Here is an 18,814-nt window from a genome sequence, read left to right as displayed (position 1 = left end):
CAATAGAATTTTCCGGTACCACACCTTCGTGTACAGCTACAATGCCGCCTGTCAATTCATGATAGGTGGCATTTTCATATCCTAGAGATTTCCAGATTTCTAAAATCTCACTTTGATGAGGGTATCTACGTAAAGATTCTGGAAGCCAGGCATAGGAAGAGTTATCTTTGCTCAATTTTCCTATAATAGGCAATATATATGAAAAATAGAAGTTATATAACTGTTTAAACCCAAACATACTTGGTTTTGCAAGTTCTAACACCACAACCTTCCCCCCTGGTTTTACCACGCGTTGCATTTCAGACAATACCTGCTTAATATCTGGAACATTTCGCATTGCAAAGCCACTCATTGCAGCATCAAATGTATTATCCTCATATGGTAAGGCCATGGCATCACCTTGTACTAAATTTACTTGATTAAGTAAACCAGCAGCCTCAATACGAACACGACCTTGATTTAACATTTCACTATTAAAATCTAATGCCTCTACCTTCAAAGTGGGCTCTTGACATAATGCTTCCTTCGTAAATACACAAGTGCCACATGCCACATCAAGTACATATTGGTGAGGACCGATATTCATCGCTTTTACAGAGAATTTACGCCAAAAATAATCTTGTCCAAAGCTTAACACCGTATTCATTAAGTCATAGTTTTTTGCAATATTAGAAAAAACGCCTTGTACAAATTTCTCTTTATCTGCATACGTTTTAAATTCTTTAGTATTCATTATGGACCTTTCACAAATCAAGAACTATGTTCAAGAATTATATATGGCATAGTATACCACACTATAGGAACGCTAAAAAGAATCCTAATATATATACTCTATATAGTGACTATGTAATATATACATATCTACTAAAAACACTGGTATTTAGTATTTTCCGCTACATAATATAGAACTAAACACACATATCTATTTTTTACCTATATTCATAATAAATATATACAAATATCGATTATAATATCTATTGCCACCATTTCATGTTCGTTGTATAATGACATATGTCCATGTTGAAAGGATACTTTATCATGGAGTTTTATTTGTTTTTATATAAGTATTGGAGTGTACTATGAATCGATTTGTAAAATCAATCAATAGAGTCAGTCTAATCCAACAAATTATCATAGGTTTGATTATTGGTATTTTAACTGCTCTTTATGTGCCAGATGTGGCCAATGAACTTGCTTTATTAGGAGTCCTCTTCGTTGGAGCGCTAAAAGGTATTGCCCCTATCCTCGTATTTTTCTTAGTAATCGCTGCGATTAGTAAACATCGCTCTGGACAAAAAACAGGTATGGGCTCTGTTATAACCTTATATTTACTAGGTACATTCCTATCTGCGGCTTTAGCAGTAATCGTAAGTTTCTTTTTCCCTACTACATTACACCTAGCAGCAGGTGCAGCCGATGCCGCACCACCTCAAGGTATCGTAGAGGTTATGACAACATTACTAAAAAATGTAGTTGATAATCCTGTAAAAGCATTAATGACTGCTAACTACATCGGTATTTTAGGTTGGGCACTTATCATTGGTGGTGCTTTACGCCATGCACCGATGAATACGAAGGAAGTTATGGAGTCCATTGCACAAGCTATTACTACTGTAGTAGGTTGGATCATTCGATTCGCCCCTCTTGGTATTATGGGCCTTGTAGCAGAATCCATTGCTACTAACGGCATCGAAGCCTTGATTGGATACTTTCAATTACTCGTATTATTACTTGGTTCTATGATCTTTGTAGCACTAGTAATCAATCCAATTTTATCCTTTATTTACCTTCGTCGTAATCCATACCCATTGGTATTTAAATGCTTACGAGAATCTGCAATCTATGCGTTCTTTACACGTAGTTCTGCTGCAAACATTCCCGTAAACCTTGATTTAGCCAAACGATTGAAACTTAATCCAGATATGTATTCCGTATCCATTCCATTAGGAGCCACAATCAATATGGGTGGTGCAGCAATTACAATCACAATCATGACATTAGCTGCGGCGCATACATTAGGTATCGTTGTAGATATTCCTACCGCAATCCTATTATCTGTTATTGCCACTATAGGTGCATGTGGGGCTTCCGGTGTTGCAGGCGGTTCCTTGTTACTTATTCCATTGGCTTGTTCCCTATTCGGTATATCCAATGATGTAGCAATGCAAGTTGTAGGCGTAGGCTTTATTATCGGGGTATTACAAGATTCCACGGAAACTGCACTTAACTCTAGCACAGATATCCTCTTCACTGCTACTGCTGATTATGCAAAACGCGGTTATCATCAAGATTGGAACTAAAATTTTTTTAGACGGTCCTTTGGGACCGTCTTTTTTTTTTGTAAACTAATTGTACATTCTTTTATAGGACTTTGTGAAAGTTACATATATCCGCGTCTCTTAATTTTCTGGAAATAATATTATGTATTTGGATAAACTAAATATAAACTTTCACCAATCACTAACAAACTATATTGATTTTCTTCAATGTAGTGGTATAATATAGTTAATGATAATAACTATTAGTAGATATATAGGAAGGAATCAACATGAAACAATACGATATTATTGTAGTTGGTACAGGCGGCGCAACCATCGTAGCTGATGCTGCGCTCAAAAAAGGCCTTAAAGTGGCAATCATAGAAAAAGGTAAATTTGGTGGTACATGTCTAACTCGCGGTTGTATTCCTACAAAAGTTATGGTTACAGCAGCTAATGCAATTCAAGAAACAAAAGAATTCAAAAAAATTGGCGTTAACGTTGGACCTGCTACTATGGACTGGGACACAGTGTCCAAGCGTACTTGGCATAAAATTGACGAATCTGCAGGCATCTATGATTATTACAATGCCTATGACAACGTAGATGTGTATCGTGGTGCAGCAAGCTTTGTATCTGATACAGTGATGAACATCCATCTTAACGATGGGTCTGGCATTGTAGAAATTACAGCGCCTATAATTATCCTTGGTACTGGTGGCTATAGTAATGTTCCAAATGTACCTGGTCTTCAAGAATCAGGTTTCCTTACTAGTGAAAGTCTCTTTGGTGATAAATTCCCTAAACAGCCATATAAATCCCTTGCTGTACTTGGTGCGGGTCCGATTGGTGTTGAGTTCGCTCATGTATTTGATTCCGCTGGTACAAAAGTAACAATTCTACAACATAATGTACGTTTAGTTCCTAAAGAAGATGCAGATATATCGGAACACTTGCTTAACAACTACAGAGAACGTGGTATTAACGTACTTCTAAACCAAGACACTGTTGAAATCCGCCAAGAGGATGGCCTTAAAGTAGTAGTTACTAAAGATCGTACTACTGGCGAAATTACAGAAACTAAAGTTGAAGAAATCCTTGTAGCTGCAGGTATCCGTCCAGCTGTGGAAGAACTTCACCTAGAAAATACTGGTATTGAAACACGGCCTAAAGGCTGGATCAAAACTAACGAATTCTTAGAAACATCCGTTGATGGTATCTACGCTTTAGGTGATGTCAATGGGGAGCCGGCATTCCGTCACCGTGCAAACTACGAAGCAGATATCATTGCTCACAATCTCTTCTATGCAACAAGTGAAGATGATTACCGTTGGGCAAGGTATGATACATTACCAAAAGTTACTTTCTCCTATCCTGAAATTGGTAGTGTAGGTCTCACAGAGGCTGAAGCTATCAAAGCGGGTTACAATGTAGGAGTTGGGAAGAACTTCTACTCCTCCACTGCAAAAGGCTATGCAATGGGTATCAACCCTGGAGATATAAACGATGGATTTGTAAAAATTGTGGTAGATAAAGACACCAACCATATCCTTGGTATGCATGTCGTAGGTCCTCAAGCCTCTATCCTCTTCCAGCCTTATGTGAACCTTATGAATAGTGGTGTAACTCCGTTGACAGCCATCAATGAAGAAATCGCTTCTGAACGCACTAAACGTTTACGTGAAAAAGGTATTACTCGTGAAATGGACCCTAGATCCGTTATCACTGTAGGCGAAACTATGAGCCCACATCCATCCCTCGTCGAGGTTATCATGTGGACACAAGTGTACTACGAAAATCGTTGGTAATACAACTATAGTTATAAATAATAAAAGGACTAAACCTAGGCGCAGTCCTTTTGTTGCAAACATATCTATTGTAAAAAAAATATTCTAACATAAGAGCACTATCAACCGATATTTTATAGTATCGGAATCGCAAAAAAGAGCCAAAGGCATTGCCTTCGGCTCTTTTCTTATTAATCATCAATAGATAGGTTAGCGGCCCATATCTATATCAGAACCCCAAACGAGATTTGTTTTACGACCATCGAAGCCTTGATCTGGCTCAGGTGGTAATTTATAGGATTTAGATTGTTCTACATAAGCACCTGTCTCAGCATCTACTGTAACAACTACTTTTTTACCATCTTGATGCATAGTCACATAGTATAAAACTTTACCATTATGAGCTTCAATTTTCCAGCCCTTCATAACAGCATCATTTCCAAGTTGTTGTTTTGCAACACGTTCTGCTTGTGTTGATTCAATAACTTTATCTTTATTAAAAATCTCACCAATAACTTTCTTAGGTTTGCCCCCCTCTTCCATATCAGAAGCATTACCAGTGATTACATCAATTTTCATCTTGTACTGATGATACTTACTATAACCAACTACTTTATAACCATAGTTCAAGTCATTAGAGTTGAGCTCTACAGAATGAAGCGCCGCATTAGGATAGCGATTTTGGAAAATAGTTCCAATTTGGCTCATAGTCATAACTATGGACTCGCCAGGTGCACGTTTTACAGAAATATCCGTACTTGTTTCAGGCTTTGTTTTGCGTGCATCTGCCACACTTGGTGTAGCAACGGATAACATGCCCACTGCTAATACCCCCGTTAATGCCATAGAAATCAACTTTTTATTCATTATAATCCTCCTACTAGATACCATGTTTCTATTAATCAAACTATTAGTACACTAGAATTTCTATAAGTTCATGCTATATTCAGCAACACGAAAAATATGTAAATAGTCATATCATTTAGACAATATACTATAAACCTTCATTAGATGCAAGTCGTCCATCTACATCAGTCATAATCAATTTATAGCATGTAGCCACTAAAGGTACACCGATCAACATACCAGTAACCCCCATCAAACTACCGCCTACGATAACAGCAGCAAATACCCACAAACCTGGTAATCCAACAGAGTTACCTACAATTTTAGGATAAATAAAGTTACTTTCAATTTGATGTAGTATCTCCAGAATAATTACATAGATAAGAGCATCCATAGGGCTAACAGTAAGTAGCATAACGGCTCCAATGATACCACCAACATAAATACCTAATAGTGGAATCAAACCAGTTAGACCAATTACACAAGCAATCGTTGTAGCATATTCAATATTAAATAGCCATAAAGTAATACCTACCATCACGCCTAGAACCAAGGCATCTATAAACTGACCTACAAAAAAATTACTGAATGTTTGAACTGCTACACGAGTTACATAACTAACTCGATTTACCCACTCATCTGATGCATAAGCCTTTAATATACGTTTACCTTGTAACATAAGGCGTTCCTTATCAAGCAACATATAAACAGCAAAAATTAAGCCAAGACCTATGTTCAAAGTCCAAGACAATACGGTGCCCATTGCATTTACAATATATGTGCCACCTTTTGTCCCCCATTCACGAGTATATTTAGCAATATTCTCTCCACTTAGGGCATCTATAATCGTTTGATTCGACGCCATTGGAATGGTTTCTGTAATATGTTGCATCCATGTTTGGAAATCCGTATACAATTGCGGTGATGCAGCTACAATAATCGACATAGAATGAATCAATTGAGGTAAAGCCATCCGAGCAATAAAATACACAATAACACTAATTGTTACAAAGGATAGCAAAAGACTCAACGGGCGACGTATTTTATACTTCCATCCAGAGTCACACTTAGGCCATAGCCATCGTTCATAACGAACGACTAGAATATCCAATACGAAAGCAATACAAGCACCCACAATGAGCGGAACAAAAGCCGTAAAGATAGCGTCAAGACCACTAGCAATATCACTTATACGTAGTGCCATCATAATCATAATGCCCGCTAGTATAATAGCTCCTATGAGCTGTTTGTAATATTTGAATTCTTTCATAATAACCTACTTCACATAACACTATTAATAAGCTACACCTATATAACTATACGATTCTCACATCGCATACATTACCAAAGCATAATGAACATTGTATGACCTAGGATTGTATGCAATTTTAGTATAACACAAAAGTCCACCTTGTCGCATGCTCGAATTCTCGATAAACAAGAGAGCATAATTGAAGGTGGACTTATTATAGGACTAATCTAGATAAGTCTAGAGATTAGCGATGAATATAAACGTCTACACGACGGTTTTCAGCTTTACCTGCTGCTGTAGAGTTAGTTGCAACTGGTTTAACATCACCATTAGCAATACCGATAAGACGATCGGCAGATACACCATGGTTAACTAAATATTGAGCCACATGTTGTACGCGGCGTTCAGACAAAGCAATGTTGTATTGAGGATTTGCATCAGTATCAGCGTTACCCATCAATTTAACTTGGTCTTGAGAATATTGGTTAGCAGCATTTACAGCAGCTGTTAAGTTTGGATATTGGTCTGCACGAGCAACATCTTGGTCGGAGTCAAAGTAGATAGATTGTACATAGTAATCCAATTTAGGAGTTTTATATGCAGGCGCTTCTACAGTAGGAGCTGGAGCCGGAGTGTATACAGGAGCTGGCGCTGGAGTGTATACAGGAGCTACGGATTTGTGACCACCGAAACGGTAAGATAATCCTATTACAGGACCTTGGAAGGAAATATTAGACTTATCATCACGTTTAGTATTGATATAACGATACCCTGCATTAATATCCCAGTCTTGGTTAACTTTATAACCTAAACCTGCTTCCCAAGTAGTAGTTCTCTTAGTCCCTACACCCGCTTTACCATAAACGTCTACTTTGGAGCCAAGGTTAGCTTTACCAATTACACCTAATTGAGCAATATTATTTGCTTTAGGGAATGTATCACCAGAAATGTGAGCATAACCACCATATACTGCGAAATTTTTGTTCAAGGATTGAATCAAATTAACTTCTTGCATTCTATCACTATAGCTAGTGCCGAACATTTTATCATTCAAACCATGGTATTGGTATTGCAACGCTGTTTTATCTGTAAAAGCGTATGTTACACCACCATCAAAGTTCCATTTTGCATCAGAAGTCCAAGCTTTAGTTTTTGCTTTAGAATCAGACGCACCAAGATCAACTTGAAACTCACCTTTATTGAATTGAGTTTGAGGAGTTGCACCTGCTACGGACACACCTACAGCAGCAACTGCCAATAAAGCTAATAATTTTTTATTCATTATAATTCCCTCCAAAAACAGCCCTTATAATACTTAGGCTTTAGTAATAATATGCTTATATTTTACACAATTTTTCAATATAATTCAATATTCTTCATGAATATTTGATGAATTTTTAGTTATATCTATCTATAAATATTATAAATATAAATATTTAAACCCTCTCTATTGCCGAATCACTGCGATTCTCTGCACATATTATATTCCCGAAATTATAATACTATTTATCTTTTTTAAGATTCTCTAACAATAATAAAATTACTGGTCTTATAAGTTCATCAAAATCATTATTATATATACTAATAAATCTAACTATAATTGAACGAATAAAAGCTCCCTTATGCACTAAGGAAGCTTTTATCATTTCATATGTATATCCCTTACATATATACGTGAAATCAGAAGTTTCTGGTCAGATAACACATTCCCCAATGTGTCATTTTTTTCACATTACGTATTGTACATCAAAAATTTTTAATAGACAAGAGTTTATTCACTTCTTTTTCATGAATCCTTCTAAAACTTTCAATGTAAAAAAGAATTTACATCTCATTAAACAACCTTATGTTGCCATGTTCCTCGAATAAATCTCAAATAAGAACAACATAATCTTAGAGACTGATCGAAGCACAAAGATAACCATGCCCCAAAAAGCCCTAAACCTAGTGTAATGCACAATAAATAAGTAATAATAGGACGAATGATTGCTACGCTTACAAGAGAATATTTCATGATGTAATATGTATCTCCTGCCCCTTTCAACACACCGGAATACACTTGCTGTAATGCTTGAGGGAATGCAGCGATAGCCATAATGCCCATCAAAGTGGCTGAAAGTGTAACAACATCACTTTCACGAGTATATAACTGTACTAAAAAATCACCAGGACCAATAAAGATTAATGCACTTACAAGGCCCACGACTAAACCAATACGAGCACCAATTTTACCATAAGTACGTGCAATATCTGGTCGTTTGTGTCCCAGACTTTGCCCCGTATGTGATGCACCTGCAAATCCAAGACCCATCGCAAAATAGTAAAATATATCCATTAAATTCATACATACGTAATGTGCTGCTAAAGGTACCGCACCTAAGGAAGCAACAATCATAGTGTATGTATACATACCGAACCGCTCAAAGAACTGTTCTCCTAAAGAACTGCCACCGACATGAAACATTGTATGTAATACGGGCCTTTCAAAAGTCCATTTCGACGGATGGCGCAATGTTAATCCAGTAGAAGTATGTTGTGAAATCGTACGCAACAACAATAATGCAATAATAGCACTACTGATCATAGTGGATACACCTGCCCCCATAACGCCAAGTTCAGGGAAGAAACCAATACCATAAATTAAGAAGAAATTCATTATCGTATTCAAAATATTCCCTACTACATTAGATTTAAAAATAACTTTAGTGTTACCATATCCAATGAGTGCAGCCCCTACGATTTGGCTAAAGGACTGAAATATTAAGCTAATAACTATGAAACGACCATACCAAACGGCTGTTTCAATATAGCCATCTTCAGCACCCGTAAAACGTAGAATATGCTCTAAGTTCAAGAAACATATCAATAATAACGGTACATAAATTAAAAAATTCAATAAAATAGATTGCTTGAGTACGGCATTCATACCATCTACATCGCCTTCACCATGACGACGAGCTATAATTGCTGTCACAGCAATGGATAAGGCTCGACAAAAGATGAGCATTACCATCTCAGGTTGACCCATAATGCCTACCGAAGCAAGAGCTGACGCACCTAAGGCACCAACCATCGCCAAATCAATGGCAGTCATAAATTGTAACATCAAGCCTTGTAATGTAGCTGGCCAAGCTATTTTTAAATAATTACCATATAGCTGCTTTGTAGTTCCTACAGGTCCTAATCGTTCTGCAACAGGCAACATGGTGTCTATTGAAAGCCATCGTTGTATACGGTCTAACATCCTATCTCCTATTCATGCAAGATCATACATAATAGAGGTATCACTTTACCTCTTATTTCCACTGTATTATATCACACAACATATGAGAAGTCATTCATATGTTATGCATTTTAAATAAGAATACATATCAAAATAGCAAAAGAACCTCTTATACGAAATGTATATACCCTATCAAGTACAACAATGTATAAGAGGTTCTTTAGTTTTACAGAGAAATAACTATCTTAGACTATTATCAAAATTAGTTCTCAACTCTTAACCTTTAGAAGCTAATAATTGATTTACTACGGCACGCAAGTCATCTAAGCCTTGTTTAGTTTCAGCCAATTCTTGACGTTGACGTTCATTTTCAGCTTCTAATGTATTTAGACGCGCTGCTTGATTAGCAATAACCGTTTTTTGATTACTATTTTCTTTTTTGAGACTAGATACTTCATCTTGCATTACATAAACAGAGCTAATAGGCCCCGCCTTATAGCGTTCTGGAATAGCGTCTTTTCTTTCACGACTACCACCAAATTTATGCGTTACACCTGCATTTACCATGTTATGGCTAGTGCCAAGTGAAACACCTACGTTGAACATAGTATCTTCAGTTCGGTAGTGAGCAATACCGATGGCACCAGCAGTTTCACCACGGTAGTTACCGATGCCAGCCATAATTTGTGTTGGTTCCAATGGATCATATTGAATTGGTTTCAACGCTACCATAGCTGCCGCATGAGCACCAACACGTTGTGTTTCAGTACCGACACGGTTAACAGCTTCTTGTAAACCAGCATTAGATGCTTTCAATTGGCTAACATTTACTGCATCAGTATCAGCTGTGCCAGGCGCTACTCCATGAATTTTGTTGCCACCATTATTTAAGCCGTCTACAGTAAGTGATACAGGGCTAGCTGCTGTATCTGCAGGAGTAATAGTCATACCACCCCCATTAATTGTAGTAGAGTTGCCAGCTGCATCTTTCACAGTTGTACCTGCAGGAGTGATTTTAGTAGATACACCGTTTTCATCACCTACAATAACACTGTTTAGGCCTTTTAAGTCTTTAGCCAAGCCATATGTGAAAGTAGTTCTATCTTGGTTAACTACAAGATTATCACCAGCTTGGAATTTTACGGTATCACTACCTTGTACTTTTTCAACGGTACCGCCAGCAGCCGTTACATTCCATGCAGATATATCTTTAACTTGTTGTTTACCAGTCTCTGTCAAGTTGCTCAAGTCTTGATTTGCTGCATTATCAATTTTGCCTTTAGTTGCATCATCGAGTTTAACAGTTACATCGTCGCCATTAGCAACCGTAGTAAGGCCATTTTCACCTTTCACATTAAATTTCACATCACCTGTGCTCAACGATTTTTCATCGGTAGAACCAGAGTTACCACCTAAAGAAATCTTGCGAGCAATAGCTGTCGTGTTTTTGTCGATATTAGCTTTATTGGTTGCGATGTTATCCTTATTAGTTGCAATATCACTAGTATTTTTAGTGATAGCCGCTTTGTTATCAGCAATATTTTGTTTATTCGCAGCAATATTCTCCTTATTAGTTGCAATATCAGCAGCATTTCTATCAATTGCAGCTTTATTATTAGCTATTTTTTGCTTGTTATCCGCAATGGCATCAGCATTTTTACCAATCTTATCTGTATTATCAGCAATGTTGGCTTTGTTTTCTGCTACTTGATCATCAACATGTTTCAATTGATCTTCTGTGGCGGCACGTCCAGAGACAGGCTGTGTTTGACCTGGAGTCCATGCAGTGTTAGTCAAACCCGTTACTTGAGGTGTTTCTACACCTTCTGTAGCTTTCACTTTTGGTGCTGTAATGGTTTGATTTGCTTTTACAATATTGAAAGTTACGTCTTGTTTAGTAGCAATTGTGAAGTCTTTACCATTTTGAGTAATGGAAATGTTATCACCATCGATAAACTTAACTGTATTGCCACCTTCAACTTTTTCGGCAGTATTACCATTAGCTACTACGTTCCATGCGGATAAATCTTTAACTTGTTGTTTACCAGCATCTGTTAAGTTGCTCAAATCCGTATTTGCTGCATTGTTGATTTTATTAGCCGTAGCATCATCTAATTTGACAGTTACATCGTCTCCATTAGCTTCAGTAACAATACCATTTTGCCCTTTAATATTGAATTTCACATCGCCTGTACTTAAGGATTTCTCATCGGTTGAACCAGTATTACCACCTAAGGAAATCTTACGACCAATAGCTTCTGTATTTTTATCAATATTAGCTTTATTGGCTGCGATATCGCCAGCATTTTTAGTGATGGCCGCTTTGTTATCTGCAATATTTTGTTTATTCGTCGCAATATTATCTTTATTAGTTGCTATATCGGCTTTATTAGTTGCGATATTATCTTTGTTAGTAGCAATATCTACTGCATTTTTATCAATTGCAGCTTTATTATCAGCTATTTTTTGTTTGTTATCCGCAATAGCCTCTGCATTTTTACCAATCTTATCTGTATTGTCAGCAATCTTGGCTTTATTTTCTGATACTTGATCATCAACGTATTTCAATTGGTCTTCTGTAGCTGCACGACCAGATACAGGTTGTGTTTGGCCTAGAGTCCATGCAGTGTTAGTCAAACCTGTTACTTGAGGAGTTTCAACCCCAGTTGTCGCTTTAACCTTTGGCGCTGTAATCGTTTGAGTAGCTGTTACCGTATCAAAAGTTACATCTTTCTTAGTAGAAATGGTGAAGTCCTTACCATTTTGAGTAATGGAAATGTTATCACCATCGATAAACTTAACGGTGTTACCACCTTCAACCTTTTCAGCCATCTCATTATTAGCGACTACATTCCAAGCTGCTAAGTCCTTAACTTGTTGCTTACCGTCAGGGGTCAAATTACTCAAATCTCGATCAGCTGCATTGTCAACTTTACCTTTAGTTGCATCATCGAGTTTAACAGTCACATCGTCGCCATTAGCAACCGTAGTAAGACCATTTTCACCTTTTACGTTAAACTTCACATCACCTGTGCTCAAGGATTTTTCATTAGTCGAACCAGAGTTACCACCTAAAGAAATCTTACGACCGATAGCTGTTGTGTTTTTGTCGATGTTATCCTTATTAGTTGCAATATCACTAGCATTTTTAGTGATAGCAGCTTTGTTATCAGCAATATTTTGTTTATTCGCAGCAATATTGTCCTTATTAGTAGCAATATCACCTGCATTCTTATCAATTGCCGTTTTATTATCAGCTATCTTTTGCTTATTATCTGCAATATTATCCTTATTAGTAGTAATATCTACTGCATTTTTATCAATTGCCGTTTTATTGTCAGCTATTTTTTGCTTGTTATCTGCAATGGCATCAGCATTTTTGCCAATCTTATCTGTATTATCAGCGATATTGGCTTTATTTTCCGCTACTTGATCATCAACATGTTTCAATTGGTCTTCTGTGGCTGCACGACCAGATACAGGTTGTGTTTGACCTGGAACCCACGCAGTGTTCGTCAAGCCTGTTACTTGAGGTGTTTCAACACCAGTTGTCGCTTTCACTTTTGGCGCTGTAATAGTTTGGTTAGCCGTTACCGTATCAAAGGTTACATCTTTTTTAGTGGAAATGGTAAAGTCTTTACCATTTTGAGTAATGGAAATGTTATCACCATCGATGAATTTAACAGTGTTTCCACCTTCAACTTTTTCAGCTGTTTCATTATTAGCTACTACATTCCAAGCTGCTAAATCCTTAACTTGTTGCTTACCGTCAGGAGTCAAATTGCTCAAGTCTCGATCAGTTGCATTATCGATTTTGCCTTTAGTCGTATCATCGAGTTTAACTGTCACATCGTCGCCATTAGCAACAGTCGTAAGACCATTTTCACCTTTCACATTGAATTTCACATCACCTGTGCTCAACGATTTTTCATCAGTCGAACCAGAGTTACCACCTAAAGAAATCTTACGGCCAATAGCTGTCGTGTTTTTGTCGATGTTAGCTTTATTGATTGCGATGTTATCTTTGTTAGTTGAAATGTCAGCTTTGTTTGTAGCAATGTCGCCAGTATTCTTATCAATTGCCGTTTTATTATCGGCTATTTTTTGTTTGTTATCTGCAATGGCATCAGCATTTTTGCCAATCTTATCTGTATTATCAACAATATTGGCTTTGTTTTCTGCTACTTGATCATCAACGTGTTTCAATTGGTCTTCTGTGGCTGCACGACCAGATACAGGTTGTGTTTGACCTGGAACCCACGCAGTGTTCGTCAAGCCTGTTACTTGAGGTGTTTCAACTCCAGTTGTCGCTTTCACTTTTGGCGCTGTAATCGTTTGAGTAGCTGTTACCGTATCAAAAGTTACATCTTTCTTAGTAGAAATGGTGAAGTCCTTACCATTTTGAGTAATGGAAATGTTATCACCATCGATAAACTTAACGGTGTTACCACCTTCAACCTTTTCAGCCATCTCATTATTAGCGACTACATTCCAAGCTGCTAAGTCCTTAACTTGTTGCTTACCGTCAGGGGTCAAATTACTCAAATCTCGATCAGCTGCATTGTCAACTTTACCTTTAGTTGCATCATCGAGTTTAACTGTCACATCGTCGCCATTAGCAACAGTCGTAAGACCATTTTCACCTTTCACATTGAATTTCACATCACCTGTGCTCAAAGATTTTTCATCAGTCGAACCAGAGTTACCACCTAAAGAAATCTTACGACCGATAGCTGTCGTGTTTTTGTCGATGTTAGCTTTATTGGTTGCGATGTTATCCTTATTAGTTACAATATCACTAGCATTTTTAGTGATAGCCGCTTTGTTATCAGCAATATTTTGTCTATTGGTAGCAATATTGTCAGTATTTTTAGTGATTGCAGTTTTATTATCAGCTATTTTTTGCTTGTTATCTGCAATGTTATCCTTATTAGTAGCAATATCTGTTTTGTTCGCAGCAATATTGTCTTTGTTAGTGGCAATATCTACTGCATTTTTATCAATTGCAGCTTTATTGTCAGCTATTTTTTGCTTGTTATCTGCAATGGCATCAGAATTTTTGCCAATCTTATCTGTATTATCAGCGATATTGGCTTTATTTTCTGCTACTTGATCATCAACGTGTTTCAATTGGTCTTCTGTAGCTGCACGACCAGATACAGGTTGTGTTTGTCCCGGAGTCCATGCAGTGTTGGTCAAACCTGTTACTTGAGGAGTTTCAACCCCAGTTGTCGCTTTAACCTTTGGCGCTGTAATCGTTTGAGTAGCTGTTACCGTACCAAAGGTTACATCTTTCTTAGTGGAAACGGTGAAATCCTTACCATTTTGAGTAATAGAAATGTTATCACCATCAATAAACTTAACAGTGTTACCACCTTCAACCTTTTCAGCCGTCTCATTATTAGCGACTACATTCCAAGCTGCTAAGTTCTTAATCTGTTGCTTACCGTCAGGAGTCAAATTGCTCAAGTCTTGGTCCGCTGCATTCTCGATTTTACCTTTAGTCGTATCATCGAGTTTAACTGTCACATCGTCGCCATTAGCAACAGTCGTAAGACCATTTTCACCTTTCACATTGAATTTCACATCACCTGTGCTCAACGATTTTTCATCAGTCGAACCAGAGTTACCACCTAAAGAAATCTTACGGCCAATAGCTGTCGTGTTTTTGTCGATGTTAGCTTTATTGATTGCGATGTTATCTTTGTTAGTTGAAATGTCAGCTTTGTTTGTAGCAATGTCGCCAGTATTCTTATCAATTGCCGTTTTATTATCGGCTATTTTTTGTTTGTTGTCTGCAATATTATCCTTATTAGTAGTAATATCAGCTGCATTTTTATCAATTGCCGTTTTATTGTCAGCTATTTTTTGCTTGTTATCTGCAATGGCATCAGCATTTTTGCCAATCTTATCTGTATTATCAGCGATATTGGCTTTATTTTCCACTACTTGATCATCAACATGTTTCAATTGGTCTTCTGTGGCTGCACGACCAGATACAGGTTGTGTTTGACCTGGAACCCACACAGTGTTCGTCAAGCCTGTTACTTGAGGTGTTTCAACTCCAGTTGTCGCTTTAACCTTTGGCGCTGTAATCGTTTGAGTAGCTGTTACCGTATCAAAGGTTACATCTTTCTTAGTGGAAACGGTGAAATCCTTACCATTTTGAGTAATAGAAATGTTATCACCATCAATAAACTTAACAGTGTTACCACCTTCAACCTTTTCAGCCGTCTCATTATTAGCGACTACATTCCAAGCTGCTAAGTCCTTAACTTGTTGCTTACCGTCAGGGGTCAAATTACTCAAATCTCGATCAGCTGCATTGTCAACTTTACCTTTAGTTGCATCATCGAGTTTAACAGTCACATCGTCGCCATTAGCAACCGTAGTAAGACCATTTTCACCTTTTACGTTAAACTTCACATCACCTGTGCTCAAGGATTTTTCATTAGTCGAACCAGAGTTACCACCTAAAGAAATCTTACGAGCGATAGCAGTAGTATTTTGAGCGATATTAGCTTTATTAGAAGCAATATCCCCTTTGTTTATTGCAATCTCACTAGCATTTTTAGTGATAGCATCTTTATTGTCAGCTATTTTTTGCTTGTTATCTGCAATGGCATCAGCATTTTTGCCAATCTTAGCTGTATTATCAGCAATATTGGCTTTGTTTTCTGCTACTTGATCATCAACATGTTTCAATTGGTCTTCTGTGGCTGCACGACCAGATACAGGTTGTGTTTGACCTGGAACCCACGCAGTGTTCGTCAAGCCTGTTACTTGAGGTGTTTCAACTCCAATTGTCGCTTTAACCTTTGGCGCTGTAATCGTTTGAGTAGCTGTTACCGTATCAAAGGTTACATCTTTCTTAGCAGAAATGGTGAAGTCCTTACCATTTTGAGTAATAGAAATGTTATCACCATCAATAAACTTAACAGTGTTATTACCTTCAACCTTTTCAGCCGTCTCATTATTAGCGACTACATTCCAAGCTGCTAAGTCCTTAACTTGTTGTTTACCATTAGGAGTCAAATTGCTCAAGTCTCGATCAGCTGCATTGTCGAGTTTATTTTTAGTTACATCATCGAGTTTAACAGTCACATCGTCGCCATTAGCAACAGTAGTAAGACCATTTTCCCCTTTTACGTTAAATTTCACATCACCTGTGCTCAAGGATTTTTCATCGGTAGAGCCAGAGTTACCACCTAAAGAAATCTTACGACCAATAGCAGCAGTATTTTGGGCAATATTAGCTTTATTAGAAACAATATCCCCTTTGTTTGTAGCAATTTCACCAGTATTTTTATCTATTGCAGTTTTATTGTCAGCAATTTTTTGCGTATTCGCAGCAATACTGTCCTTATTGGCAGCAATATCTGTTTTGTTTGTTGCAATATCACCTGCATTTTTAGCTATTGCAGTTTTATTTGTATCAATAGCAATTTTGTTAGCTTCAGCTTTATCATCAACTTTTTTCAATTGAGATACATTAACAGCATCTTTATCAGCAACACCATCTGCTACATTAGCAACTTTCAAATTCCCAGCATTGATACCTTTATCACCATCAATTTTAACAGTTTCATTACCGCCAGCATTATTGAAAGAAGCACTGTTTAATTTAGAAAGATCTTTTTTCAAAGCTACAGAGATTTTCTTATCATTTCTAGTAACCGCAACATTATCGTCACCAGAAAAATCTACTGTATTACCTTTTTCAACCGCTACTGGTGTAGCTTCACCATTAGCAGAAAGATTCCAACCATATTTATTTTGATCAATCGCTTGATTAATTGCATTAGCTACGTTAGCAGAATCCGCCATACCAGCAGTCGCTGTAGCGCTACCATTTGCTACAGTGATGTCTTGCTTTTTACCAGAAACTGTAATTTTCTTACCATTAGCTGTAGTGCTGATGTATGTATTATCACCATTTACAGCCAATTTACTATTAGCAAGGTTCACATCGCCTGTACCAGTATCACCTGTAAAAGCTAGATTAACACTCTTTAACTGTGCCACGTTTACTGCGTCTGTATCAGCAGTACCTGCAGCAACATAGTTAATTTGACGTGTTTGGTTTATCGTACCAACAGCAACACCACCTAATTTAGACGTTAGGGCAGCACCACTTAAACCATCATATATATCTGTACGACTAGCATTAACATTATATCCCGCTACGCCTGAAGCAATATCAGCTGTAGATTTTGAACCAACAGCTACACCATCTACTACTTTACCTCTAGCGCCATCACCAACAGCTACAGAACGACTCGCAGATGCGTCTGTTGCGGCATTTGGGCCAATAGCAATAGAATTAGCTGCCGTAGCACCAGTATTATCTTTATTAGCAGCATCAGAAGATTTTATAGATATATATTTATAAGCGATTTGGTCTACAATAGCGCTAAGTTGAGAGCCATTAATTGCATCTGTGGAAGTAGCACTTACTTCACCAGGAGCCACATGTTTCAACTGACGTTCATACCCTTTAGAACCAAAAGATACAACGTCACCTGGCAATGTTTTATCACCACCAGCCCAGGAAGCAACAACGTTATTTGGCAAAGTATAACTAGATTGTTTTGTACCGCCTACATCAGTGTTAGAACCACCACCGATGGCAATAGCATTATCACGATTTGCCCTAGCCCCTGTGCCAATAGCAATAGCATTTGTTACATCATTATTGGCTTGACCAGAAGCCCCACTAGAAGTTCCTGATAAACGATCCTTCGCATTTGCACCTGTACCAATGGCAATGCCCACATTGCCTGACTGACCTTTCATGCCTAATGTGATACCGGATTCACCAGCCGTTGCCGATGTATATAGTGGGTTTCTCATATCAAATCCTGTTAAGCTTTGAACTGCACTACGCAAATCCCCAGTTTTATTCTCACCATTATTCGTAGTGTAAATAACATTTACACCATCGGCTTTAACTACATCATCGCCACCAATAACAATAGAAGAGTTACCTTGAGCTATTGTATTTCCCCCAATGGCAATTGCTTGCTCCCCAATTACTCTTGCACCTTCATTAGCAGTATTACCACCACCAATAGCGATTCCTTGTGGACTGTTAACACTGGTACTAGAATTAGAACCTATTGCAATAGAATATCCACCAGCAGCTGCTGCATTTTGACCGAAACCTACAGCTTTATCACCAGTAACAGAAGCACCAGCCCCCAAGCCTACTGCTGTTGCATGCATATTTGTAGGCAAAGTATTTGCCGCCATAGAGATGCTAGCATTAGTCATTGCTAATGCAGCCAAGATTGCTGCTACAACAGTTTTCTTTTTGCCACTATTATTCTTAGCGAACTCAGATACTACTACGTAGCAGTTTTTTGATTTGCTCCAAACCACTTTAAAAATCTTATTCATACTTTCTCCTATAAACTATAGTAATATTAATGCTCCCTCGATGTTTTAT

9 protein-coding genes (2 of these 9 only partly in view) are annotated in these 18,814 nt (G+C 37.6%); 3 read left to right on the top strand and 6 right to left on the bottom strand.

Going from position 1 to position 18,814, the window contains the following annotated elements; translation table 11 throughout:
• Positions 1-6 carry the 3' portion of an SIMPL domain-containing protein gene (locus tag FNLLGLLA_RS02595; protein ID WP_155086418.1) on the top strand. Its footprint begins 726 nt before the window's first position, so the window shows 6 of its 732 coding nt (coding positions 727-732); the start codon falls outside the window, past its left edge; the stop codon is at positions 4-6.
• On the opposite strand, the gene FNLLGLLA_RS02590 is transcribed toward FNLLGLLA_RS02595, so the two are convergent.
• Positions 1-733, bottom strand: the 5' portion of a protein-coding gene (locus tag FNLLGLLA_RS02590) for a ubiquinone/menaquinone biosynthesis methyltransferase (protein ID WP_077708221.1). It extends 14 nt beyond the left edge of the window; the window shows 733 of its 747 coding nt (coding positions 1-733); it begins with the start codon at positions 731-733; its stop codon lies beyond the left edge, outside the window. The genes FNLLGLLA_RS02595 and FNLLGLLA_RS02590 overlap by 20 nt on opposite strands.
• A gap of 346 nt (positions 734-1,079) precedes the next feature.
• Here FNLLGLLA_RS02590 and sstT point away from each other — a divergent pair, with 346 nt between their 5' ends.
• Together sstT and FNLLGLLA_RS02580 are read left to right on the top strand one after the other, a co-directional pair.
• Entirely contained in the window at positions 1,080-2,300 is a 1,221-nt protein-coding gene (sstT, locus tag FNLLGLLA_RS02585) for a serine/threonine transporter SstT (protein ID WP_004692960.1), read from the top strand.
• 248 nt (positions 2,301-2,548) lie between these two features.
• Positions 2,549-4,066, top strand: coding sequence for a dihydrolipoyl dehydrogenase family protein (locus FNLLGLLA_RS02580; protein WP_174892246.1), 1,518 nt, complete (start codon positions 2,549-2,551; stop codon positions 4,064-4,066).
• A 189-nt stretch (positions 4,067-4,255) separates the two neighbouring features.
• Here the strand turns inward: FNLLGLLA_RS02580 and FNLLGLLA_RS02575 are convergent, their stop codons facing one another.
• The 5 genes from FNLLGLLA_RS02575 to FNLLGLLA_RS02555 all read right to left on the bottom strand — a co-directional run bounded on the left by FNLLGLLA_RS02575 (position 4,256) and on the right by FNLLGLLA_RS02555 (position 18,765).
• Complete coding sequence (locus FNLLGLLA_RS02575) at positions 4,256-4,912, bottom strand: PepSY domain-containing protein (RefSeq protein ID WP_004692962.1); 657 nt, start codon at positions 4,910-4,912, stop codon at positions 4,256-4,258.
• A 127-nt stretch (positions 4,913-5,039) separates the two neighbouring features.
• Positions 5,040-6,161 carry an AI-2E family transporter gene (locus FNLLGLLA_RS02570; RefSeq protein ID WP_024060234.1) on the bottom strand — a complete coding sequence of 374 codons (1,122 nt, stop codon included), beginning with the start codon at positions 6,159-6,161 and terminating at the stop codon, positions 5,040-5,042.
• A gap of 226 nt (positions 6,162-6,387) precedes the next feature.
• Complete coding sequence (locus FNLLGLLA_RS02565; protein WP_156697223.1) at positions 6,388-7,425, bottom strand: OmpA family protein; 1,038 nt, start codon at positions 7,423-7,425, stop codon at positions 6,388-6,390.
• A gap of 552 nt (positions 7,426-7,977) precedes the next feature.
• Positions 7,978-9,387 carry an MATE family efflux transporter gene (locus tag FNLLGLLA_RS02560; RefSeq protein WP_123138478.1) on the bottom strand — a complete coding sequence of 470 codons (1,410 nt, stop codon included), beginning with the start codon at positions 9,385-9,387 and terminating at the stop codon, positions 7,978-7,980.
• Positions 9,388-9,642: 255 nt separating this feature from the next.
• On the bottom strand, positions 9,643-18,765 hold the full coding sequence (locus FNLLGLLA_RS02555; RefSeq protein ID WP_174892245.1) for an ESPR-type extended signal peptide-containing protein: 9,123 nt from the start codon (positions 18,763-18,765) through the stop codon (positions 9,643-9,645).
• Between the last annotated feature and the right edge of the window lie 49 nt (positions 18,766-18,814).

This window comes from Veillonella parvula (genome assembly GCF_902810435.1).
Classification (GTDB): domain Bacteria; phylum Bacillota; class Negativicutes; order Veillonellales; family Veillonellaceae; genus Veillonella.
The sequence above is the reverse complement of the archived record's forward strand: the minus strand, read 5'-3'. Positions and strand labels throughout refer to the sequence as shown.